The sequence below is a fragment of the Rhodococcus parequi genome, from assembly GCF_046042785.1.
GTDB lineage: Bacteria > Actinomycetota > Actinomycetes > Mycobacteriales > Mycobacteriaceae > Prescottella > Prescottella parequi.
The window spans coordinates 602,409-622,787 of sequence record NZ_JBDLNV010000002.1; the positions used below are offsets into that span (position 1 = coordinate 602,409).

At 67.6% G+C, this 20,379-nt stretch carries 24 protein-coding genes; 9 read left to right on the plus strand and 15 right to left on the minus strand.

All coding sequences use genetic code 11. The features are described 5' to 3' along the window. The first annotated feature begins 10 nt into the window (after window positions 1–10). Window positions 11–1,243, plus strand: a complete 1,233-nt coding sequence (locus tag ABEU20_RS06995; protein WP_420163672.1) for an MFS transporter — start codon at window positions 11–13, stop codon at window positions 1,241–1,243. A gap of 1 nt (window position 1,244) precedes the next feature. Here the strand turns inward: ABEU20_RS06995 and ABEU20_RS07000 are convergent, their stop codons facing one another. After that, complete coding sequence (locus ABEU20_RS07000) at window positions 1,245–1,724, minus strand: hypothetical protein (RefSeq protein WP_420163673.1); 480 nt, start codon at window positions 1,722–1,724, stop codon at window positions 1,245–1,247. Between the two features lie 51 nt (window positions 1,725–1,775). Further along, window positions 1,776–2,105 carry a UBP-type zinc finger domain-containing protein gene (locus ABEU20_RS07005; RefSeq protein WP_420163674.1) on the minus strand — a complete coding sequence of 110 codons (330 nt, stop codon included), beginning with the start codon at window positions 2,103–2,105 and terminating at the stop codon, window positions 1,776–1,778. A 64-nt stretch (window positions 2,106–2,169) separates the two neighbouring features. On the opposite strand from ABEU20_RS07005, the gene ABEU20_RS07010 reads away from it, so the two are divergent. Both ABEU20_RS07010 and ABEU20_RS07015 read left to right on the plus strand, forming a co-directional pair. Beyond that, entirely contained in the window at window positions 2,170–3,768 is a 1,599-nt protein-coding gene (locus ABEU20_RS07010; protein ID WP_420163675.1) for a Na+/H+ antiporter, read from the plus strand. 35 nt (window positions 3,769–3,803) lie between these two features. After that, window positions 3,804–4,280 carry a hypothetical protein gene (locus ABEU20_RS07015; protein ID WP_420163676.1) on the plus strand — a complete coding sequence of 159 codons (477 nt, stop codon included), beginning with the start codon at window positions 3,804–3,806 and terminating at the stop codon, window positions 4,278–4,280. Window positions 4,281–4,329: 49 nt separating this feature from the next. On the opposite strand, the gene ABEU20_RS07020 is transcribed toward ABEU20_RS07015, so the two are convergent. After that, window positions 4,330–4,875, minus strand: a complete 546-nt coding sequence (locus ABEU20_RS07020) for a DUF2716 domain-containing protein (RefSeq protein ID WP_420163677.1) — start codon at window positions 4,873–4,875, stop codon at window positions 4,330–4,332. 510 nt (window positions 4,876–5,385) lie between these two features. On the opposite strand from ABEU20_RS07020, the gene ABEU20_RS07025 reads away from it, so the two are divergent. From ABEU20_RS07025 to ABEU20_RS07035, 3 genes are all read left to right on the plus strand, one after another. Further along, the gene (locus ABEU20_RS07025; RefSeq protein WP_420163678.1) at window positions 5,386–6,645 is read left to right on the plus strand and encodes a fatty acid desaturase family protein; all 1,260 of its coding nucleotides are present in this window, start codon (window positions 5,386–5,388) and stop codon (window positions 6,643–6,645) included. Window positions 6,646–6,852: 207 nt separating this feature from the next. Continuing rightward, on the plus strand, window positions 6,853–7,035 hold the full coding sequence (locus ABEU20_RS07030) for a hypothetical protein (RefSeq protein ID WP_420163679.1): 183 nt from the start codon (window positions 6,853–6,855) through the stop codon (window positions 7,033–7,035). A gap of 250 nt (window positions 7,036–7,285) precedes the next feature. Beyond that, window positions 7,286–7,489 (plus strand): cold-shock protein, encoded by a 204-nt coding sequence (locus ABEU20_RS07035; protein ID WP_114720079.1) that lies wholly within the window; start codon window positions 7,286–7,288, stop codon window positions 7,487–7,489. A gap of 510 nt (window positions 7,490–7,999) precedes the next feature. Here the strand turns inward: ABEU20_RS07035 and ABEU20_RS07040 are convergent. Next, a complete protein-coding gene (locus ABEU20_RS07040) occupies window positions 8,000–8,227 on the minus strand; it encodes a hypothetical protein (RefSeq protein ID WP_420163680.1) in 228 nt (75 codons plus the stop codon). 619 nt (window positions 8,228–8,846) lie between these two features. Between ABEU20_RS07040 and ABEU20_RS07045 the strand changes: the two genes are divergently transcribed. Next, the gene (locus ABEU20_RS07045) at window positions 8,847–9,251 is read left to right on the plus strand and encodes a MerR family transcriptional regulator (RefSeq protein ID WP_420163681.1); all 405 of its coding nucleotides are present in this window, start codon (window positions 8,847–8,849) and stop codon (window positions 9,249–9,251) included. A gap of 57 nt (window positions 9,252–9,308) precedes the next feature. On the opposite strand, the gene ABEU20_RS07050 is transcribed toward ABEU20_RS07045, so the two are convergent. From ABEU20_RS07050 to rpsF, 10 genes are all read right to left on the minus strand, one after another. Next, window positions 9,309–9,500 carry a DUF2716 domain-containing protein gene (locus ABEU20_RS07050; RefSeq protein ID WP_420163682.1) on the minus strand — a complete coding sequence of 64 codons (192 nt, stop codon included), beginning with the start codon at window positions 9,498–9,500 and terminating at the stop codon, window positions 9,309–9,311. A 23-nt stretch (window positions 9,501–9,523) separates the two neighbouring features. After that, the gene (locus ABEU20_RS07055; protein WP_420163683.1) at window positions 9,524–9,748 is read right to left on the minus strand and encodes a DUF2716 domain-containing protein; all 225 of its coding nucleotides are present in this window, start codon (window positions 9,746–9,748) and stop codon (window positions 9,524–9,526) included. Window positions 9,749–9,976: 228 nt separating this feature from the next. Beyond that, window positions 9,977–10,492: a GNAT family N-acetyltransferase gene (locus tag ABEU20_RS07060; RefSeq protein WP_420163684.1), complete on the minus strand. Its 516-nt coding sequence runs from the start codon at window positions 10,490–10,492 to the stop codon at window positions 9,977–9,979. 91 nt (window positions 10,493–10,583) lie between these two features. Continuing rightward, on the minus strand, window positions 10,584–11,678 hold the full coding sequence (rsgA, locus tag ABEU20_RS07065) for a ribosome small subunit-dependent GTPase A (RefSeq protein WP_420163685.1): 1,095 nt from the start codon (window positions 11,676–11,678) through the stop codon (window positions 10,584–10,586). Window positions 11,679–12,251: 573 nt separating this feature from the next. Beyond that, window positions 12,252–13,139 carry a nucleotidyltransferase domain-containing protein gene (locus ABEU20_RS07070; protein WP_420163686.1) on the minus strand — a complete coding sequence of 296 codons (888 nt, stop codon included), beginning with the start codon at window positions 13,137–13,139 and terminating at the stop codon, window positions 12,252–12,254. A gap of 46 nt (window positions 13,140–13,185) precedes the next feature. Continuing rightward, window positions 13,186–14,574, minus strand: a complete 1,389-nt coding sequence (dnaB, locus tag ABEU20_RS07075; protein WP_005516772.1) for a replicative DNA helicase — start codon at window positions 14,572–14,574, stop codon at window positions 13,186–13,188. Between the two features lie 508 nt (window positions 14,575–15,082). After that, a complete protein-coding gene (gene rplI, locus ABEU20_RS07080; RefSeq protein WP_420163687.1) occupies window positions 15,083–15,538 on the minus strand; it encodes a 50S ribosomal protein L9 in 456 nt (151 codons plus the stop codon). Window positions 15,539–15,555: 17 nt separating this feature from the next. After that, a complete protein-coding gene (rpsR, locus tag ABEU20_RS07085) occupies window positions 15,556–15,798 on the minus strand; it encodes a 30S ribosomal protein S18 (RefSeq protein WP_005516769.1) in 243 nt (80 codons plus the stop codon). Between the two features lie 39 nt (window positions 15,799–15,837). After that, window positions 15,838–16,371, minus strand: coding sequence for a single-stranded DNA-binding protein (locus tag ABEU20_RS07090; RefSeq protein WP_420163688.1), 534 nt, complete (start codon window positions 16,369–16,371; stop codon window positions 15,838–15,840). Window positions 16,372–16,462: 91 nt separating this feature from the next. Beyond that, window positions 16,463–16,750 (minus strand): 30S ribosomal protein S6, encoded by a 288-nt coding sequence (gene rpsF, locus ABEU20_RS07095; protein ID WP_031936843.1) that lies wholly within the window; start codon window positions 16,748–16,750, stop codon window positions 16,463–16,465. A gap of 185 nt (window positions 16,751–16,935) precedes the next feature. On the opposite strand from rpsF, the gene ABEU20_RS07100 reads away from it, so the two are divergent. Further along, complete coding sequence (locus ABEU20_RS07100; RefSeq protein WP_420163689.1) at window positions 16,936–18,300, plus strand: hypothetical protein; 1,365 nt, start codon at window positions 16,936–16,938, stop codon at window positions 18,298–18,300. Window positions 18,301–18,344: 44 nt separating this feature from the next. Continuing rightward, window positions 18,345–18,773 (plus strand): DUF2752 domain-containing protein, encoded by a 429-nt coding sequence (locus ABEU20_RS07105; protein WP_420163690.1) that lies wholly within the window; start codon window positions 18,345–18,347, stop codon window positions 18,771–18,773. 21 nt (window positions 18,774–18,794) lie between these two features. On the opposite strand, the gene ABEU20_RS07110 is transcribed toward ABEU20_RS07105, so the two are convergent. Further along, on the minus strand, window positions 18,795–20,354 hold the full coding sequence (locus ABEU20_RS07110; protein ID WP_420163919.1) for a glycosyltransferase family 87 protein: 1,560 nt from the start codon (window positions 20,352–20,354) through the stop codon (window positions 18,795–18,797). Window positions 20,355–20,379: the final 25 nt, after the last annotated feature.

The following is a 20,379-nucleotide window of genomic DNA, read 5'->3' on the forward strand; positions in this document are numbered from 1 at the left end:
GAGGAGCAGAATGCGCGGGCAGTTGGGTCCCGACTTCGGCCGTTTGTGGGCGGCGTACGCCGTCAGCACCTACGGCTCCTGGATCGCGTTCGGCGCGTTCCCGCTGATCGCGGTGCAGGCGCTGCACTCGCCGGCGTTCGCCGTCTCGCTGCTCGAGGCGGCCGGGCTCACCGTGGCAGCGCTCGCAGCGGCCCCACTCGGGCCGTGGGTCGACCATCGGGCGAAGCGGCCCGTGATGGTCGCGGCGGACCTGGGCCGCTTCGTCGCGACCGCGAGTGCTCCGGTCGCGTATGTCCTCGGCCTGCTCACCTACGGCCAACTGCTGGTCGTCTCCATCGTCTCCGGAACGGCCGGGATCGTCTTCTCCGCCGCCTCGGGCGCCTACCTGAAACACCTCGTGCGCGGCGATGGTCTCCTGGTCGCGAACGGCAGGTTCGAGAGCACCAACTGGGTGGCGACAGCGGCGGGGCCGCCCCTCGGTGGCGCACTCGTCGGGCTGTTCGGCCCGGTCGTCACCGTCGCCGTCGACGCCGTCAGTTTTCTGCTGTCCGCGTCCGCCGTGCTCCGGATCCGTGGCGACGACGTCACGACTCCCCTCGGCGCCCGCGCAGGTTTGCGGGCCACCGACCTGCTCGCCGGCTGGCGACTCATCCTCCACGACCGCATCCTGCGCGGCCTGTTCCTCAACTCCGTGACGGTCAGCGGCCTGATCATGGCCTCCGTCCCGCTCCTGGCCGTCCTGCTGCTCGGCGAATACCGTTTCCCGGCTTGGCAATACGGTCTCGCATTCGGCCTGCCGGCCCTGGGCGGATACGTCGGCGCCCGGCTCTCGACGCGCCTCGTCGCCCGCTACGGCCGGCACCGTGTGATGGTCACCTCCGGATGGCTACGCTCGATCTTTCCGCTCGGCCTCGCCCTCACCCAGCCCGGTGTCGGCGGACTGCTCACGGTGATCGTCGTCGAGAGCCTGCTGATCGTCTGCATGGGCATCTTCAACCCGATCAGCGCGACGGAACGCCTGCAGCGCACGCCGACCGATCACGCCGCTCGGGTGCTCACCGCGTGGAGCGTCAGCAGCAAACTCGTCCAGGCCGCCCTCGTCGCGGCCGGGGGCCTTCTCGCCACCGTCACCAGCCCGCTGACCGCGATCACGGTGTCCGGAATCCTACTGCTCGCCACCCCCCTCCTGCTGCCGGGGCGGACGGAGACACGCGAGCCGACCGGCGACAGCCGGGTCGTCTGATTCAGCTGCCCGACGGCGGCGTGCCCGACCCACCCGCGCCGTGGTTGCGTGCCTCGATGGCCTCGATCGACTTCTTCAACTGCTTGCCCAGGACCCGGGAACCGAACGCACCCAGCACGCCCGCGAGCAGCCGCCCCCGCAGGTTCTTGCCGTCCCGGACCACGACGACGTCCACGTCGGTTTCGCCGTTGGGCTCCTGGGTGAGGGTGTAGACGTGACCCGAGGCGCCACCCCACAGGTTGGAGTCCGTCGTCGTCATCACGACGCGATGGGGGTCGGTCCAGTCGTAGTGCAGGCGCTCCCAGATGCCGCTCGAGCCCTCGGTGACGTCGGCATCGTGCGGGCCCTGGTTGTGCACCTCGAGGTAGTTGTCGGTGCTGTTGCCGAACAGTTCCCCCCGACCGGGCCCGAAATCGGTGAGACCGGCCAGGAACTCCTCCGGCGTCGCGGTGGTCTTCTCGTGGAGATGGATCGTGGTCATCGCTCACTCCTCGACAATCGGTTGCGGGTTGCTGATCACTCGAATCCCGGGTCAGCCCATCTCGGCGTGCCGGTAGCACCATCGCCACGACTCGCCCGGCTCGTGCGACCGCATCACGGGATGCCCGGTCTGCTCGAAGTGCGCGGTCGCGTGCCGGTGGGGGCTCGAGTCACAGCATCCGACGTGCCCGCAGGACAGGCACATGCGCAGATGCGCCCAGTTCTGCTCACCGAGGGCCTCGCAGTCCTCGCAGCGACCCGGCGTCCGCGCTTCGGGGTCCGGGCCGGCGGTTTCCGCGAGCTCGGCACACGCCGCTGTCGCGACCGGATCCGTGGATCCGACTCGCATCGCATCGACCGCGCGCCGGAAGGCTCTCTTCATCACCTCCCATCCTGCATGCTTCAGAGAGCGATATCCATACCGGAACGTCGGACGGAGACCGCCCGTGAACGTGGCCCTGCTCGCCGTCGCGGTGGTGGCGCTGCTCACCGCCGCCCTCGCCCGCCGGATGAACTGGTCGGCGCCGCTGCTGCTGGTTCTCGTCGGCCTCGTCGGATCTCAGATTCCCGGGCTGCCCGACACCGCGCTCGATCCGGACCTCGTGTTGTTCGCGGTGCTGCCGCCGCTGCTCTACTCGGCCGCCCTGGACAGTTCCTCGCTGGCGATGCGCCGCAACGCCCGACCCATCGGCCTGCTCGCGATCGGGCTACCGCTGGCCACCACCGCAGTCGTCGGATTGGTCGCCTACCTCACCATTCCCCAGTTCCCGCTCGCCGCCGCGTTGGTGCTCGGCGCGGTCGTGGCCCCTCCGGATGCGGTGTCCGCCAGCGCAATCGGACGGCGTCTCGGCCTGCCCCGCCGCATCATGACACTGCTCGGCGGGGAGAGTCTGCTCAACGATGCGACCGCGCTCACCGCCTACCGGGTCGCGCTCGCCGCGGCGGTCGGCACCGGTGTGACGCTCACGGAGGGGGTGCGCACCTTCCTGGGCGCCGCGATCGGCGGCACCCTGATCGGCTTCGCGGTGGGAATCGCCGTCGCCGCGATCCGGTCCCGGCTCTCGGATCCGGTGATGGAGAGCGGGATCGGGCTGCTCGTCCCATTCGTCGCCTACCTGGCGGCCGAGGAGGTGCACAGCTCCGGAGTGATCGCGGTCGTCGTCGCCGGCCTGTATCTGGGGCAGCGATCGACCAGCGCCGGCTACGCCACCCGCCTGCAGGACACCGCGGTGTGGAAGGCCGTCGACGTCGTGCTCGAGTCGTTCGTCTTCCTGTTGATCGGGTTGCAGTTGCCGAGCGTCCTACGGGGGTTGCACGACCGCAGCGTGGCCGAGGTCGTCGGCGCATCCGCGGCCGTGCTCGCCGCGGTGATCCTCGTCCGGGTGGTGTGGGTCTACCCCGCGGCCTATCTGCCGCGACTGATGTCCGGACGGATCCGCGAGCGGGAGGCGGCCCCGAGTCGGCGGGCCGTGTTCGTGCTCGCGTGGTCCGGTATGCGCGGTGTGGTCTCGCTGGCCGCGGCCTTCGCGATTCCGCTCACCGTCAACTCGGGGGAACCCTTCCCCGGACGGGACATGATCCTGTTCATCACCTTCGTCGTCGTGGTCGGCACCCTGCTGCTGCACGGGCTGACGCTGCCGTGGCTCATCACGCGGCTGGGCGTCGACAACTCGGACGAACGTCGCAGGGATGCAGTCGAGTTGGCCGCCGCACAGGACAAGGCCGCACGGGCCGCGACGGAGGTGCTCGACGAACTGGTCGCGAACACCGACGGGGACCCCGCCGCCGTCCGGCAGCGCGCGGCGGAAATCCTGCGCACGTGGAGCGAGCATCGCGCCCACGCGGCGTGGGAACGCCTCGGTCGCAGCGACGCCGAGCTGGGTGAGAGCCCGTCCGCCGCATTCCGATCGCTGCGCCTGCAGATGCTCGAGACCGAGCGCGGCGTCTTCATCGCCGAACGCGACACCGGACGCATCGACGACGACGTGCTGCGTCAGGTGCTGCGCGAACTCGACCTCGAGGAGGCGACGCTGAGCCGCGAGTAGAACCGTCCCCGGCCACGACACCGTATTCTCGCCGGGTGACGAGATGGATTCGCAGAACAATGGTTCCGGTGGCCCTGGCGGCAACGACGCTGGCACTGTCGACCCCCACCGCCGCTGCCCACCATCCGGAGCGCCTACCTCTCCCGACCGTGTACACGCTCGGCGAGGGTCACTCGCTCCCGTGTGCCGGTCAGATCACCGGAAGCCTGGAGACGCCGCACGACCAGCCGGGCACCGCGTGGGTAACGCTGTCGTGGACACCGTTTTTCACCAGCCCCTGCTCGGTCACGGCCAACGTCAGCGCCTGGAACAACGACACCGGCTGGCACGGCGTCACTCCCATCCGCTTGACGAACGAGTCCAGCGGCCTCGGCGCACCGGCGGGTCGCTGGACCGACCGGGCCCAGATCCCGCTCGGATCCGGCAGATCGGGCCTCACCGTCACCACCGGGACACTCAGCAGCTTCTACATCGACACGATTCGGATGACGACGTTGTTCAGGGTGCCCTGACCCGGCGGCACCCACGCGGCGCCGGGGAGGGCACCGAGATTCAGCGCCGCTAGGCGAGGGGCGGTCGTCGGCCGTCGATGCGCTTGATCGGCAGCCAAGTGGCGAGGGTGCGTCCGAGTGTGCCCAGAAGTCGTTCGCCGAAGACGCACAGGGTTTGCTCCCACGGGTGCCCGAACGTTCCCTCACTGAGGTCGTCGCGCAGGAAGATGTAGTAATCCCCGTTCGGGTAGACGGGAATTCGCCACTCCGCGTCGGGCGTGGCGGCGTGCACCGCGGCATCGAGTCGGTAACCCGGGTGCTGCCAGTCCAGCACCACGAAGGTCGGGTCATCGGCGAACTCGCCCACGAAACAGCGCAACGCCTCCGCGTTCACCGCATCGAAACGGCTTGCCCAGGAACCTGCGACACCGGCGGGCGCGGTGAGATCGAACGTGATCGACGGCGTCGGTTCCGCGATGGCCGGCCAGGTCGATTCGGTGATGCCCGGACGGAACCCGAACCGCCCGGTGAAACGGTCCCAGTACCGACGCTGGTCTTCCAGCGCCGTCCAGCCGGGCGGCAACGGACTGCCGAAGTCGAGCGTGTACTTCATCATGGCGACTGCATCCTTCGGATCTCCCTCGGGCTCCCCACCCGTACTACCGGAAAGGGGCATCGGGTATAGACTGGGGCCCGGGAGTGAGGATGGCCCGGACGCTGCACTCGGCAGCGGTCTTCGGTTGAATCGACACCCGGCATCCGAAAATGGGTTCGCACCCGCAGCAACGTTCCGGTTCTGCTCCGGGCTCGACCTCTCTGACCACCGGTGTTCGGATGCGGTTCGGCAGCCGCCAAGGAGCCGCCTGCCGCATGTGATTGCGCTCGCTTTCGATTTGTCGCCACCTGTGGGCGGCGGAACAGCGCCCGCCCCGAGGAGCGAGTGCATCCGGACGTGCCTTTCTGCTGCCGCGGCTGCGTTCTGGGATGTTACTCGGGTGCACGCCGTTTGGGTGACGTTGGTTCGGTCACACCGCAGCCCAGCCCGGCTTCTCATACCCTGGAACCTAGTGACCTGCGTCGACAGCTGACGCCGGTGAACCGATCTACCCCAACGGAGGACCCCTGGGTGGCCATCACCAACATCAACGCGTTCGCTCACCTCACCGACGCCGACGTCGACGCCCTCGGACGCGAGTTGGATGCGATCCGTCGCGACGTCGAGCATTCCCGGGGCCTACGCGACGCCCGCTACATTCGGCGGGTCATCCGCCTGCAACGCTCCCTCGAACTCGGCGGGCGCGCAGTGCTCCTCGGCAGCCGACGCAAGCCCGCGTGGGTCGCCGGGACGGTGATGCTCTCGCTGGCGAAGATCATCGAGAACATGGAGCTCGGGCACAACGTAATGCACGGGCAGTGGGACTGGATGAACGATCCGGAGATCCACTCCACGACATGGGAATGGGACCAGACCGGCCCGTCCGAGCACTGGAAACGCGCCCACAACTACTCGCACCACACCTACACCAACATCGTCGGCATGGACGACGACGTGGGATTCGGCATCCTCCGGATGACCCGCGACGAGAAGTGGAAGCCGATCAATCTGCTGCAGCCGATCGCGAACGTGATCCTGGCCGCGACGTTCGAGTGGGGCATCGCCCTGCACGACCTCGAGGCGCAGCAAAAGCGCGAGGGCGTCGACCCGATGCAGTGGAACTCGGCACCCAACAAGGAATTTGCACTCAAGGTCGTCCGTCAGGTCGGCAAGGACTTCGTACTGTTCCCCGCCCTCACGGGCCGGGCGTGGAAGCACACGCTGGCCGCGAACGCGACCGCGAATCTCGTGCGGAATCTGTGGGCGTACGCGGTGATCTTCTGCGGGCACTTCCCGGACGGGGCCGAGAAGTTCACCGTCGAGCAGTTCGAGAACGAGACGCGGGCGCAGTGGTACCTGCGGCAGATGCTCGGCAGCGCCAACATCGACGCGGGCCCGGTCATGGGATTTTTGACCGGCAATCTCAGCTACCAGATCGAGCACCACCTGTTCCCGGACCTGCCGTCCAACCGGTACCCCGAGATCGCGGTGCGCGTGCGTGCGCTCTGCGCCAAATACGACCTGCCCTACACCACCGGGCCGCTCAGCAGGCAGTACCTGCTGGCGCTCCGGACGATCCACAAGCTGGCACTGCCGGACCGCTTCCTCACACGGACCCCCGACGACGCACCGGAGACGTCGTCGGAACACAAGTTCCACGCGAACGGTTCGCGGATCGCCGAGGCACTGCGGACCGACGCCGACACCGGGCGCCTCCACGGGCTGGCCTCGGCACTGCGTGCACACACCGAGGCCCGCGCAAAAGCACGCAGGTTCACCCGCAGGAAGTGATCGGGGCCGGGAAGCGCCGGCAGGTCCGGCGAGGATCCCGGCCGCCTTCCGAGGTGGCGCGGAGGACAGTGAGCTGGGTGATCGAGCACACGAAGTCAGCCGCGACGTATACCTGCGTCGGCGGCGGCCATCGACATCCTCGCGCGAAGCCGCGCCCGGTCGACCGGGCGCCCCCGCTTCGTGCGATACCCACAGACAAGGACACACGTGAACAGCAAGCATGATCCGGTCAACGGACGACTCTTCTACGACCCGCGGGCCGAAGGGGAGGGCGACAGCGACGCGAACCACACGGCCACCGAAAAGCTCACCAGTATCGTCGACACGGCTTCCAGCCCGGTGTCGAGAAGCAGCGCAGAGATCCATCGCGCACTCTTCAGCACCCGATAGCCCTCTGCGGCAACACTTGTCGCCACCTCTCTCGCGTCCGACCACAGCGGCGTTCCGGCCGAATGCGAGACTTCCCGCCGCATGTGTGGTTGACTGTGTTTGGTCGTAGTTTTTGTTCGCGTTTCGCCACGCTCGCAAATCCTTGTTGCGGGCGGATGGATCTCCTGTCAGGAATCTTCTCGTCGTGCGATACCGGCCCAGCCCTACCCATCTTCGGTAGAGCTGTTGAGCATGAGAAGAGGAAATACACATGGCAGAAGGCACCGTGAAGTGGTTCAACTCCGAGAAGGGGTTCGGCTTCATCGCACCTTCGGATGGGTCCGCTGACGTCTTCGCGCACTACTCGGAGATCCAGAGCGGCGGATTCCGCAACCTCGAAGAGAACCAGCAGGTGCGGTTCGATATCGGCCAGGGCGCCAAGGGCCCCCAGGCGACGGGCATCACCGTAATCTGATCCACCCCGCGTTCCCCCTTGGGGGATGTGAGGCAGCGTCGGGCCCCGCCCTCCTTACAGGGGGCGGGGCCCGACGTGTTTTCGAGAATCGGGAACACTCTAGCTGCGCAACCGAATTCGCTAGGTGCGTGTTCTTCCTCGACTAGGCGTGCGTGGGTGTCTTCGTGTTCGAGGATGCGGGCGATGCCGGTGAGGTGACCCCCGAGCCGACGGGCTCGCTGATCCATTCCAGTCGCCGCAGGTCGTTCAGCCTGTAGCGGCGGGTTCCCCCACCGTGTGGGTGGGCTAGATCAGGCCCGCCGCTGATACAGCCGGATCGCCCGCAGGCCCACCCCGGACAGCTGCGCGGCAACCGAGATGCCGCACCCGCCGCGACTCGCGCGCTCCACCGACGCAGCATCTCGTGCCACCCGGCTTGATAGACGGCCCCCACGCGGACTGCCCGGCTCCAGGCGCGGACTGTCTCCCGGGCCATTGCGGCGTCGCGAACCTCGAGGGGTGAAGCGTCGTTCAGGGGTGAACGACCTCGTGCAGGTTCTCCACGGCCCGCGCCACGGCGGCCAACTCCGCCCGCGCTGAGTTCATTGCGGCGGCATGACTGAGCGGGACCGCCCGCACCGCGTCCTCCTCGAGCGGCCGGCGTCTACCTGTCCGGGCAACCCGCTCCCGCTCGTCGTGCACGCGTCGTCGATCCGCATTTACGCGGCGCCAGAACGCTGCATCAAGGGTGAGTGACATGGGTTCCATTGTGTCAGTGAGCGGTTGATCAGAGCGAACCGGAGGCGGGTTATCTGCGGTCCATCCAACTCTGCGAATACGCCACCCGCCAGAACCGGTTTCGATGCCGTGACCTGACACATTCACGTGAGTGACCACCGTCACGAAAAGTCTGTAGTGGCGACTGTAGACAATCCTGATTGCCCGTTGTACTGTTTCTCTTGTCGATACAGAAGGATCCGAGAAGGCAGGTAGAGGACGAACTACCTGCATGAAGGAAAGAGCTGGTAAGTAGGGCGGGACGCGTCGAGAAGGTGTGTTGATGTGTTTCGGAAGTACTCGATGCGTCCCGCCATCTACCGGGCAGCTAGATCGCCTCGGTAGAGAAGTGCAGGGAATAGGTAGTTGCAGGACCTGCGGCGCCGGCGAGTTGGGTGCCGCACCCGGGGTGGTAGCGAGATCGCCGTCCCGGAAAATCGAAGGAAGATCCCCGACTGGGAGGTGGTGCACGGTCAGCTGTAACACGATCGCGTCCCGTCCGCCGAGGCGGGAAACAAGTAAGGATGCCGGCCTGACGGCCGGTCCGGGTAAGTGAATCCCCTCGGGCCCCGGCGCCGTACAGGCGCCGGGGCCCACGTCCGTGCATACGAAAGGCGACACGCACATTCCGCCGACCCCAGAAAACAGCAGCCCGAAAGCCAGCAGCCCAGGAGGCCGGTTCGACGACGAGGACTTCCCGGCCTACAGCATGGGCCGTGCTGCCGAACTTCTCGGTGTCACCCAAGCCTTCCTCCGCAGCCTCGACACCGCGAAACTCATCACCCCGCTGCGATCCGAAGGCGGCCACCGCCGCTACTCCCGCTACCAGCTCCGCATCGCCGCCCGCGCCCGCGAACTCATCGACCAGGGCACCCCCATCGAGGCCGCCTGCCGCATCATCATCCTCGAAGACCAACTCGCCGGAGCCCAACGCATCAACACCGAACTCCGCCAAGCGCAACACCATCCGAGCCAGGCTGAGCCCCCGGCGGGCACCACCGACTGAGCATGCCCGGTGACACAGGAACGCCGCCGCTGTCAGGCCGAGTCCTGTTGGGCGGCATCAACAACAAGGCACTGTCCCGGCGCTCGCACTGAGGTCGTCGCGCAGGAAGATGTAGTAGTCCCTGTTCGGGCAGACGGGAATTCGCCACTCCGCGTCGGGCGTGGCGGCATGCACCGCGGCATCGAGTCGGTAACCCGGGTGCTGCCAGTCCAGCACCACGAAGGTCGGGTCATCTGCGAACTCGCCCACGAAACAGCGCAACGCCTCCGCGTTCACCGCATCGAAACGGCTTGCCCAGGATCTGCGACACCGGCGGGCGCGGTGAGATCGAATGTGATCGACGGCGTCGGTTCCGCGATGGCCGGCCAGGTCGATTCGGTGATGCCCGGACGGAACCCGAACCGCCCGGTGAACCGGTCCCAGTACCGACGCTGGTCGTCCAGCGCCGTCCAGCCGGGCGGCAACGGACTGCCGAAGTCGAGCGTGTACTTCATCATGGCGACTGCATCCTGTCTGTACCGTCCGGGCAGTGCCCGACCCGCATGGCCGCTCCCACAGACAGACCTGTCGCGAAGTCGGAATTCATCGGGTTCCCTGATCGAACAGTCCCATGGGTTTATGGACGTGGGTGATGGACGACCCTCAGGTTCATGTCGCGGCATACCGCAGGGGCTCGCCTGCGAGTACGCAGACGAGCCCCGGGGTTACCAGCGGAACGGGAGTGTTCAGATGTCGCCGAACGCTGCCGCGTAACGGATGACGCCGCTGGGCAGGGGCTCGGTGCCGAGGCTCAGCACCATCAGCGCGTCGTCCGGGACCGGCGTTTTCATGGTGACGCCGTGGGTACTGGCGCGGGTGAACCCGAAACGCGGGTAGTACTCCGGGTGTCCGAGGACGGTGACGAAATGCTCACCCCTCACCTCGGCGGCGGCGAGGGCTGCACGGATCGCGGCCGATCCGACGCCGGTCTTCTGATACTGCGGCAGGACCGCGCACGGTCCCAGGCACAGCGCCGGGGTATCACCGATGTGCGCGCGAGTCAGCAGTACATAGCCCACGAGGGCGCCGGCATCGTCGAGAGTGACCAGCGACAGACCGTCGATCCACGCGGGGTCCTGACGCAACGCCTCGACGAGGTCGGCCTCCTCGGCGGTGTCGAACGCGGCGAGGTTGATCTCGCGGATCGCGGGGATATCAGCGCTGGTCTCGGCACGAGTGGTCCAGTCGGTACGGGAGTTCATGATGGTTGTCCTTCTGTGATGAATGATGTTGTCAGCCAGGCGATCCAGCGTCTCCGGTGCGCCCGCCGGCGCGTGGCCGGGCACGCCGGCATCAGCGCTGACGGTCGCGGAATCGGTAGGTGGCGCGCAGATCCCGCGTGATCGCCTTGACGGTCTTGCTGCGTTTGCCGCTCTGACGGGCATCACCGCGGGTGGCCGCCCACTGGCTTTCCCGCATCAGTTTGCGATACCGCTCGAGCCGGCCCAGGTCCAACTCGCCGGCCACGACCGCGTCCTGCACCGCACACCCGGGTTCGCTGCGGTGTTCGCAGTCGCCGAAGGCGCAGTTGCGGGCATAGGCCTCGATCTCGGCGAACACCTGCTCGACCCCGTCGGCGACATCCTGCACGCCGATGCCCCGCAGACCCGGAGTATCGATGAGCACCCCACCAGCGGGCAACGCCAACAACTCGCGATGCACGGTCGTGTGGCGGCCCTTGCCATCGACCTCGCGAACCTCGTTGGTGTCCATGCGTTCTCGGCCCAGCAACGCGTTGGCCAAACTCGATTTGCCTGCCCCCGACGGCCCCAGCAGCACCGCGGTCCCGGTCACGGCAGCGGCCATCTGCTCGAGGCCCACACCGGTAGCGGCGCTGGTAGTGAGGATGTCGACGCCGGGTGCCAGGGCGGCCACCGCGGCCTCGTCCGCGCCGGCGCGCTCGGCCAGATCGGCCTTGGTCAGCACGATGACCGGGCGGGCGCCGCTGTCGAAGGTCAGCGCCAGCAACCGCTCGATGCGGCCCGCGTTGACCGGTGCCGCCAGCGAGACCGCGATGACGACGGTGTCGACGTTGGCCGCGAGCACCTGCCGGTGGGAGGTGCGGTCCGAGGACGCGCGCGCAATCGCGGTACGGCGCGGCAGCAACGCCACCACCTGCGGTTGCGGTCCCGGGCGTAGCGCGACCCAGTCGCCGGTGCACACCATCTGTTCACGGTCCGCGCCGCTGAGCGCACTGCTGTCGGCGCGCACCGGCCCCGACGCGGTGAGGGTGTCACATCGGCCGCGGTCGACCCGCACGATGCGGGCCGGTAGGAGCCCGGCGGCGGCGTGTTCGGCGAACATCGCCGCGAACGTCTCGTCCCAGCCGAGCGCGGACAGCTCTCGTGAGGACGGTGAAGAGTACGAAGAGTGGTGAGATGAATGCATGATGAGACCCTTGGTGTAGGAGCCCCGTTCGAACGCGAGAACCACCCGGCAGCGACACCGTGAGCGCAGCTCACGGCAACTACCGGCAAGGGGTATCGGGTCTAGACCGGGGCCCGGGAAATGAGGATGGTCCGGGCGCTGCGCACGGCAGCGGTCTTCACCGCAAACATCAACTCACCCCCATTCTCTCGCACTCCAGGTCAATCAAGGACGACCCAAACTAACACGGGCCAACGATCCCCGCTAGCGGATTTCGAACACCTCCGCACCGGAGACGCGCTGCAGTCACGGCGAGCGTGCGGGGCCGATCGCGTGACTGGCGTCCGTTTCGCCAGATCGGAAAGGTCCTGGTGGACGGCGAGATCGGCGGCCTCCGACATATTGCGAAGTCGGCTTCGACGAGTGCCGCGACGCCCTGTTCGGGTGCGGCCGCAAGGTTGTCTCGCAGTTGGGCCAGCGCGCCTCACCCCGCCGACGCCGTCGCCGACTGCGTCCACCATCTTGCGGACACCCTCCTCGAATCCGATTGGAGCGCTTCGTCGGAGCCCTGTCGGATGAGCGGTGACCGGCAGGTCATGTGGGCCGTTGGGTCGCAGCCAGGAGCTCGTGCAGAACGCCTTCCTGGAACGTCCGTGCTTGCCGACCTGAGGGTGGGGGCTCACCGGAGCGTGCTGCGATGGACTGCTCGATCGTCTCGGCCGGCTCGTAGCCGACCCCGAGTAGCCGGCGGCCGGCGTCGACTTTGGACAGCCACCTCCCGTAGCGGGATCGGACCAGCGCGCGGCAGGCCCCCAGGACCGCGTCATCGGCTCCGGCTGCGGGTCGGTCGTCGGCCTGGCTGGGCAGCGCCATCCACCAGTGCAGCGAGTCGACCAGCAGGCTCTGCAGTTCCTCCGGTGGTAGCTCGGCGAAAGCCTCCGAGGCCGGCGGTCCCGCCAACACCCGGCCGCTTTTGTGCAGGATGCTGCGGTCCAGTCCGTACCAGAACGTCCCGTCGGCCGTCGGGCGGTCCGCGGGTCGAAGGGTCTGCCGGAAGGCCATGCCCGGGCCGTCGTTCAGCTCGAGCTCGAATCCCGGTTTCCCGGTGCCCGACTGCGCCGTAGCCACGGTGTAGACCACCAGTTCCAACCCTCGGGCCGGACACGGCAGGGCGCTGTGCCGCAGTCGAGCGATCAACTCCCGCTTCACAGCCTCGCTCAAGGGGTTACGGCAGAGCAGAACGATGTCGATGTCGCTGCGGCCGGGCTGGAAGGCGTCCAGAGCCAGCGACCCGGCCGCGTACGCTCCGACGAACTCCGTACCGAGCACCTCCCGCGCAGCCTCCACGACGGCTTCGAGATATCGGTCCACATCGCTGTCCGGCACCTCCCCATCATCCCCGGCCCAGCGCTGAGCAACCAGACAGGCCAGTGGGGCGGGATCGAATGCGTCCCGCCCGAAGTCGGACGGGCGGGCGACCATGCCGACGACGTTAATAATCGGTTGTCTACACGGCCGCCGCCGCGAACTACCCCCGCGCCATGTCCACGAACCGCGAGTAGTGCAACTGGTGCGCGACGGTGATGGTGGCTGTCGGACCACCACGGTGCTTGCCGAGGATGATGTCGGCTTCGCCGCCACGCGGGTCGTCCCGCTCGAAGGCGTCAGGGCGGTGCAGCAGCATCACCATGTCGGCGTCCTGCTCGAGCGAGCCGGACTCGCGGAGGTCGGAAACCTGCGGGCGCTTGTCCGTTCGCTGCTCGGGGCCACGGTTGAGCTGACAGATCGCGATCACCGGAACCTCGAGTTCCTTCGCGAGCAGCTTGAGGCTTCGCGAGAACTCCGAGACTTCCTGCTGACGGGACTCGACCTTCTTGCCCGACGACATCAGCTGCAGGTAGTCGATCACGATCAACCGGATGTTGTGCTTCTGCTTGAGTCGGCGGGCCTTCGCGCGGATCTCCATCATCGTCAGGTTGGGGGAGTCGTCGATGAACAGCGGGGCCTCGCTGATCTCGCTCATCCGCCGCGCGAGACGCGTCCAGTCGTCGTCGGTCATCTTGCCCGAGCGCATGTCCGAGAGCTTGATCTTGGCCTCCGCCGACAGCAGACGCATCACGATCTCGGTTTTGCTCATTTCCAGCGAGAAGATGACGCTGGCCATGCCGTGCTTGATGGAGCACGAGCGCATGAAATCCATCCCGATCGTCGATTTACCGACACCCGGGCGCGCCGCGACGATGATCATCTGACCTGCGTGCAGGCCGTTGGTGATCTCGTCGAGCTCGCTGAACCCGGTGGGCACGCCGAGGGAGATACCGCCGCGGCTGGCGATGGAGTCGATCTCGTCCATCGTGGGCTGCAGCAGCTCCTCGAGCGGCATGAAGTCCTCGGTGGTGCGCCGCTCGGTGACCTCGAAGATCTCGGCCTGCGCACGGTCGACCACCTCGGCGACGTCCTGGCCGTCGGAGCCGGCGTAGCCGTACTGGACGATGCGGGTGCCGGCGTCGACGAGGCGACGCAGGATCGACTTCTCGGCGACGATCTCCGCGTAGTACGCGGCGTTCGCGGCCGTGGGCACGGTCTGGGTGAGCGTCACCAGGTAGGGGGCGCCGCCGATGCGGCGCAGTTCGCCGCGGCGGTCGAGTTCGGCGGACACCGTCACCGGGTCGGCCGGCTCACCGCGGCTGTAGAGGTCGAGGATCGCGTCGTACACGGACTGGTGGGCGGGGCGATAGAAGTCGCCGGGGCGCAGCACCTCGAGGACGTCGGCGATCGCGTCCTTGCTCAGCAGCATGCCGCCGAGCACCGACTGTTCGGCGACCATGTCGTGCGGAGGCTGCCGGCCGAATTCCTCGCTGGGCTCCTCCGGGGGTCCCGGGTACTCGGAATGGCCTCGATCATCTACAACCGCCAACGCGACCGTCCTTCCCCACGACGAGCCTGCAGCCCGCCCGGAACGATGCCCGAACGGCGTCCTGCACTCTCTTTGTACCCGCGTCCCCCGACAAATCTCGGCCGCCCCGCGGGCGCCTCGAGAGACATGCTCGCAGCGACGTTAGGGGTCTCGAGGAGCCCATATCAAACCGAGCTGTGGACAGGGTTGTGGATGAATTGGGGACGCGAAACCCTCGAGTGTTAACCGGCTGGGGAAATCTGGGGACAACCTGTGGATCGATGAACATCACACTCGACAAATCCCTGCTAGAAGGCGGTTTTTGTTTTCACAGCCCTGTGGATTGAGGATCCCACGGCGTGTCGCCAAATTGACAACCCGGGCGTGTTGGGTAAACGAACGTCCAACGGGAGTATGACTCAGGTCATAAAAACGGCACTGGGTGGCGAATCTATCCACAAGCCGTCCCCAGGAACACGAAGGGCCCCGCGGACCGGAGTCCGCGGGGCCCTTCGACCGAACGTGTCGACTAGGCGGCGACGACGTTCAGGTGGAACTTGGCAGCAACCTCGGGGTGCAGGTTGACCACGATCTGGTGCTTGCCGGTGGCCTTGATGTGGGCCTTCGGCAGCTCCAGGCTGCGCTTGTCGACGACCGGGCCGCCGGCAGCCTTGATGGCGCCTGCAACGTCGGCCGCGGTGACGGAACCGAACAGCTTGCCCGAGTCACCGGCGGTCTTCACCGACAGCGACACACCCTCGAGACCCTCGATGGCAGCCTTGAGCTCCTTGGCGTGGTCGAGACCACGGACCGCGCGCGCTTCCTGCGCACGACGGATGCCCTCGACCTGCTTCTGAGCGCCACGGGTGGCGACGATGGCCAGGCCGCGGGGGAGCAGGTAGTTACGGCCGTAGCCGTCCTTGACCTCAACGGTGTCGCCGGGCGCACCGAGGTTGTCCACGTCAGCAGTGAGAATCAGCTTCATGTCGTCCCTCCCTTTCCTTAGCGAGCCGTCGAGACGTAAGGCAGCAGGGCGACCTCACGCGAGTTCTTCACGGCAACTGCGATGTCCCGCTGGTGCTGGACGCAGTTGCCGGTGACGCGGCGGGCGCGGATCTTGCCGCGGTCGCTGACGTACTTACGCAGCAGCGCCGTGTCCTTGTAGTCGATCTGCGTGTTCTTTTCCTTGCAGAACGTGCAGACCTTCTTCTTCATAACCTTGTCGCGCAGCGGCGGCTTCGGCATGTCTATCTCCGTTTTCTGGATGTTCCGATCGGGTACGGATCAGAACGGCGGTTCGTCGTCCGAGCCGCGGGAGCCCCCGAAGGAGCCCGCCTGCGGCGCGCTGCCCCACGGATCTTCTCCGCCGGGGCTGCTGTTGTAGTTGGACGCCGGACGTCCGCCGCCGGATCCGCCGGAAGAACCACCGAAGCCACCACCGCCACCGCCTCCGCGGTTGGCCTTGTTGACCTTGGCAGTGGCGTAACGGAGCGAGGGGCCGATCTCGTCGACCTCGAGCTCCACGACAGTGCGCTTCTCGCCCTCACGGGTCTCGTACGAGCGCTGCTTGAGCCGACCGCTCACGATCACTCGCGAGCCGCGGGTCAAGCTCTCCGCAACGTTCTCCGCAGCCTCACGCCAGATGTTGCAGCGCAAGAACAGCGCTTCGCCGTCCTTCCACTCGTTGGACTGACGATCGAAGGTGCGGGGCGTGGACGCGACGGTGAAGTTCGCGACCGCGGCACCCGCAGGGGTGAAACGAAGCTCGGGATCAGCCGTCAGGTTTCCGATGACGGTGATTACGGTGTCGCCTGCCATGTGGTTCCTCCTGCTGTGTGTGGAGTTCCTGTTGGTCCAGAGCCTAGGTGCTGGTACTGACTACCGGCTCCGCGCCTGGATCAGACGGGAATCACTTGCCGTGGCGCAGGACCTTCGTGCGAAGCACCGACTCGTTCAGACCCAGCTGACGGTCGAGCTCCTTGACGGTGGCCGGCTCGGCGGTGATGTCGATGACCGCGTAGATGCCTTCGGCGTTCTTGGCGATCTCGAACGCGAGACGGCGCTTGCCCCAGACATCGACCTTGTCGACACTGCCGCCGTCCTTACGGACGACATTGAGGAACGTATCCAGCGACGGGGCGACGGTGCGCTCGTCCAGGCTGGGGTCGAGGATGACCATCAATTCGTAATGACGCATAAGACCTCATCACCTCCTATGGACTGTGAAACGGCCACGGACTGTCCGTGGCAGGAGGGTCGTTGCGTCAGCAACCTTTGCAGGGTACACGAGTGCCCTTTGACCTGCGAAATTGACCCCGCGGTCGGCTCCGGCGGAGGCTCGCTGATCCCACGAACCCGCGAGATCGCCCTACGCTGGATTTCATGCGGGCGACGGGGAACATCCGGGCCGGAGCAACAACCGTCGCCGTCCTCACCGCCTGCCTGCTGACCCTGGCGCTCGGCTACCTCGACAAGGCCCGCTGCATCGGCCCACCGTTCGGCGCCGACGGCCGCAGCCTGATCTTCGACCGGATCAAGGACCGCGACGTCTGCTACTCCGACATCCAGCTCCTGTGGCTCGGACGCGGCATCGACCAGCACCTGTTTCCCTACACCGGCGGCATCACGTCGGACGGCCTGCTCACCGGCGGCACCGTCGAATACCCGGTGCTGAGCGGTCTGCTGATGTGGCTCGGCGCGACCGGCGCCCACACCGACGCCGAGTTCCTCCAGCATTCGGTGCTGCTGTTGGCGCCGTTCGGACTGGCGACGGCGTGGATGCTGAGCCGGCTCACCGGGCGCGCCGCGCTGCTGTGGGCCGCGACCCCGCCGCTGCTGCTGTACGCCTTCCACAACTGGGAGCTGCCCGTGGTCGCGACGACGGTGGCAGCGGTCGCGGTGATGGCCACGAACCGGTGGTCGGTCCGCACCCGCGGGGTGCTGGTCGCGGTGCTGCTGGGCGTGGGCTTCTGCCTCAAGCTCTATCCGGGGCTGTTCGTGCTGCCGCTCGCGCTGTACGTCCTCACCCGGGGACGGCCGCGCCACGATCTCGACGTCCGCGGCGCCGTCGCGGTGCTCGGGTCGGCGGCGGCGACGGTGGCAGCGATCAATCTGCCGTTCGCGGTGCACGACTACGCCGGCTGGCGGGCGTCGTTCACGTTCCAGCAGTTGCGCGAGGCCGACCTCACCAGCAACAGCATCTGGTACTGGGGGCTGCGCCCGCTCATGGGCGCCGGACTGCGGGGGAGCCCGTCGTACCACGCACTCGTCGGCACGCTGTCGCCGCTGCTGCTCGCGGCCGCGCTGGCGCTGGCGTTGTGGCTGGGGTGGCGCCGGTACGCGCGCGAGGGCGTCTACCCGTGGATCGGCGTCAGCGCGTCGATGCTCTGCGCCTTCGTCCTGCTGCACAAGGTGCACTCACCGCAGTACACGTTGTGGCTGCTGCCGTTCCTGGTGTTGCTCCGCATCCCGTGGTCCCTGGTCGGCACGTTCCTGGTCGCCGACGCCGTGCTCGGGATCGCGGTGTTCCGCTGGTTCGACGCCCTCGCCACCGATTCGGACGGTGCGGCCGCGCGGTTCCTCGTCGAACTCGGCGTGTGGAGTCAGGCCGCGCTGCTGGCGGTGTTCTTCGTTCTGTTCGCGCGGGTACCGCTGCGCCGGTACACCGGCGGAGCCCGCGCGCCGGCGGGCCCGGTCGGCGCGGTCCTGGAGCGGTCCGCGGTCGCCACCTCCACCGGTTCCGGGTGACAGAGCACCTCGTCGCCGTGCGACCTTGTGGTGCACTGGATCGCGTGACCGCCACGCCCGCGCCCGAACGGCTGCACCGCCTCGTCGCACCCGCGGCGGTCGCGGCCGCCGCGGGTGCGGTGTGCGGCCTCGTCGTGTGGGCAGATCCCACCACCCCCGGCGGTCCGATCCCCACCTGCCCGACCAAGGCGCTGTCCGGGATCGACTGCCCCCTGTGCGGCACCTCGCGAATGCTCTACGCGCTGCTGCACTTCGATCTGCCGGGAGCACTGCGGTACAACGCCGTCGGAGTCGTCGCGGCAGCGCTCCTCGTGGCCGCGTACGCGTCGTGGACGCTCCGGTCGGCGCGCGGGCACCGAACCGGACGCCGACAGCGTTTTCGATGGGCTCCCCTCGCCGCCGCCGCGATCCTCGCGGTGTGGTTCGTGATCAGGAATCTCCCGTTCGAACCCTTCACCGGTCTGCGCGTCTGACCCCCGGGAACCGATACCCCTCTACCGCAGGGGAACGGGTTCCTCGATGCGCTCGGGCACCGGCTGCGGCCGCAGCCACGCCGGCAGCCACCGCGGGGGCGCGTCCTCGGCCTGGTCGAGGACGCCTCCCGCGGGGTCGTCGATGAAGCCGAACCGTACGAGATCCTCCGTCGGGCGGTAGATCTGACGCAGGACCAGAACGCACAGGGCGACGACGGCCAGGTCGCGCACCACGACGGCGCCGGTGAACCATTCCTCGGGCAGTCCCTTGTTCGAGACGCCGAGGTAGTACATCATCCGCGGCACCCACACGAGCGCGTCGATCGTCATCCAGGCCAACAGGATCCGACGATGCGGCAGGGCGAGGACGGCGAGCGGCACCAGCCACAGCGAATACTGCGGACTCCACACCTTGTTGGTGAGCAGGAACCCGGCGACCAGCAGGAAGCACAGTTGCGCCAGGCGCGGGCGGCGCGGCGCGGTGAGCGCGACGTAGCCGATACCGACGCAGACCGCGGCGAACAGCAGCAGCGTCACGGCGTTGAGCACCGACGGTGATTCACCCGGCGCGAGCGGGCCGTCGAATCCGGTCCATCCGGTGAACGACGTGATGACGTTGTAGATCGAGTCGGGGTCCGCGCCGCGCTCGGAGTTGAGCCGGAAGAACTCGGCCCAACCACGCGGGAACAGCAGCGCGATCGGCAGATTCACCACCAGCCACGCCGCGGCCGCGGCGAGCGTCGCCCGCGTCCAGTCGCGCATGCGCCCGGACCGCAGGCACAACACCAGCAGGGGACCGAGCAGCATCAGCGGGAAGAGTTTGGCGGCGCCACCCAACCCGAGCAGGATGCCCGCGAGCACCGGGCGTTTACGCGCCCACGCCAGCAGGCCACCCATCGCGAACGCCGTCGCGAGTGGATCGAAGTTGGTGAACGCGTGCACGATCACCAGTGGTGAGCACGCGACGAGGGCGGCGTCCCACACCCGTCTGCCGGCCAGCAGGGCGCTCGCCCACACCGTCACCAGCCACGCCATCGCCAGACCGAACGCGACGACGTTGAAGTAGATCGCCACCTGCAGACCGCCGGGCAGCCACGGCGTCGCGTCCCACGCCTTCGCGACCACCATCGAGCCGTACTGGTACAGACCCGACAGCACCGGGTACTCCATGTACCGCTGCTGTATCGAGCCGTCGGATCTCGGTTCCTCCCACCACTTCTTGTAGGGGAAGGCGCCCTCGTCGAGGTGCTCGGCGCCGTACAGCGGGACCGTGTCCGAGTAACACATCGCGACGTACTGACGGTTGCCGCTCCAGTCCAGGCCCAGGACACCGTTCTCGCCCACCGGGGCCTGCTGGATGCAGCCGGCCTTGGTGAACCAGCCGAGGCTGAGGAACACCACGGCCAGCAGCAGGATCACCCGCATCGGGGTGAAGAAGCGCGTCCGACCGATCAGTGCGTGCCGACCCACCGGGCCGCCGATCGTCGACGCCAGCCGCGACGTGAGCGGATCCGTGTGACCGGGCACGTCCCGCCAGTCGGCGGAACGACGATCGGCGGCGAGTGGTGCCGGAGACACCATCTCGCCGCCGATCCTGTCCTCGGTG

Excerpts from the sequence above, each read along its gene's own strand:
- ABEU20_RS06995 (WP_420163672.1), top strand. The coding sequence starts at position 11 with ATGCGCGGGCAGTTGGGTCCCGACTTCGGCCGTTTGTGGGCGGCGTAC.
- ABEU20_RS07055 (WP_420163683.1), bottom strand. The coding sequence starts at position 9,748 with ATGATGAAGTACACGCTCGACTTCGGCAGTCCGTTGCCGCCCGGCTGG.
- rpsR (WP_005516769.1), bottom strand. The coding sequence starts at position 15,798 with ATGCCGAAGCCGCCGCTGCGCGACAAGGTTATGAAGAAGAAGGTCTGC.
- ABEU20_RS07090 (WP_420163688.1), bottom strand. The coding sequence starts at position 16,371 with ATGGCAGGCGACACCGTAATCACCGTCATCGGAAACCTGACGGCTGAT.
- ABEU20_RS07000 (WP_420163673.1), bottom strand. The coding sequence starts at position 1,724 with ATGACCACGATCCATCTCCACGAGAAGACCACCGCGACGCCGGAGGAG.
- rpsF (WP_031936843.1), bottom strand. The coding sequence starts at position 16,750 with ATGCGTCATTACGAATTGATGGTCATCCTCGACCCCAGCCTGGACGAG.
- ABEU20_RS07040 (WP_420163680.1), bottom strand. The coding sequence starts at position 8,227 with ATGTCACTCACCCTTGATGCAGCGTTCTGGCGCCGCGTAAATGCGGAT.
- rsgA (WP_420163685.1), bottom strand. The coding sequence starts at position 11,678 with ATGCATTCATCTCACCACTCTTCGTACTCTTCACCGTCCTCACGAGAG.
- ABEU20_RS07100 (WP_420163689.1), top strand. The coding sequence starts at position 16,936 with ATGCGGGCGACGGGGAACATCCGGGCCGGAGCAACAACCGTCGCCGTC.
- ABEU20_RS07005 (WP_420163674.1), bottom strand. The coding sequence starts at position 2,105 with ATGAAGAGAGCCTTCCGGCGCGCGGTCGATGCGATGCGAGTCGGATCC.
- ABEU20_RS07110 (WP_420163919.1), bottom strand. The coding sequence starts at position 20,354 with ATGGTGTCTCCGGCACCACTCGCCGCCGATCGTCGTTCCGCCGACTGG.
- ABEU20_RS07020 (WP_420163677.1), bottom strand. The coding sequence starts at position 4,875 with ATGATGAAGTACACGCTCGACTTCGGCAGTCCGTTGCCGCCCGGCTGG.
- ABEU20_RS07035 (WP_114720079.1), top strand. The coding sequence starts at position 7,286 with ATGGCAGAAGGCACCGTGAAGTGGTTCAACTCCGAGAAGGGGTTCGGC.
- ABEU20_RS07060 (WP_420163684.1), bottom strand. The coding sequence starts at position 10,492 with ATGAACTCCCGTACCGACTGGACCACTCGTGCCGAGACCAGCGCTGAT.
- ABEU20_RS07070 (WP_420163686.1), bottom strand. The coding sequence starts at position 13,139 with ATGGTCGCCCGCCCGTCCGACTTCGGGCGGGACGCATTCGATCCCGCC.
- rplI (WP_420163687.1), bottom strand. The coding sequence starts at position 15,538 with ATGAAGCTGATTCTCACTGCTGACGTGGACAACCTCGGTGCGCCCGGC.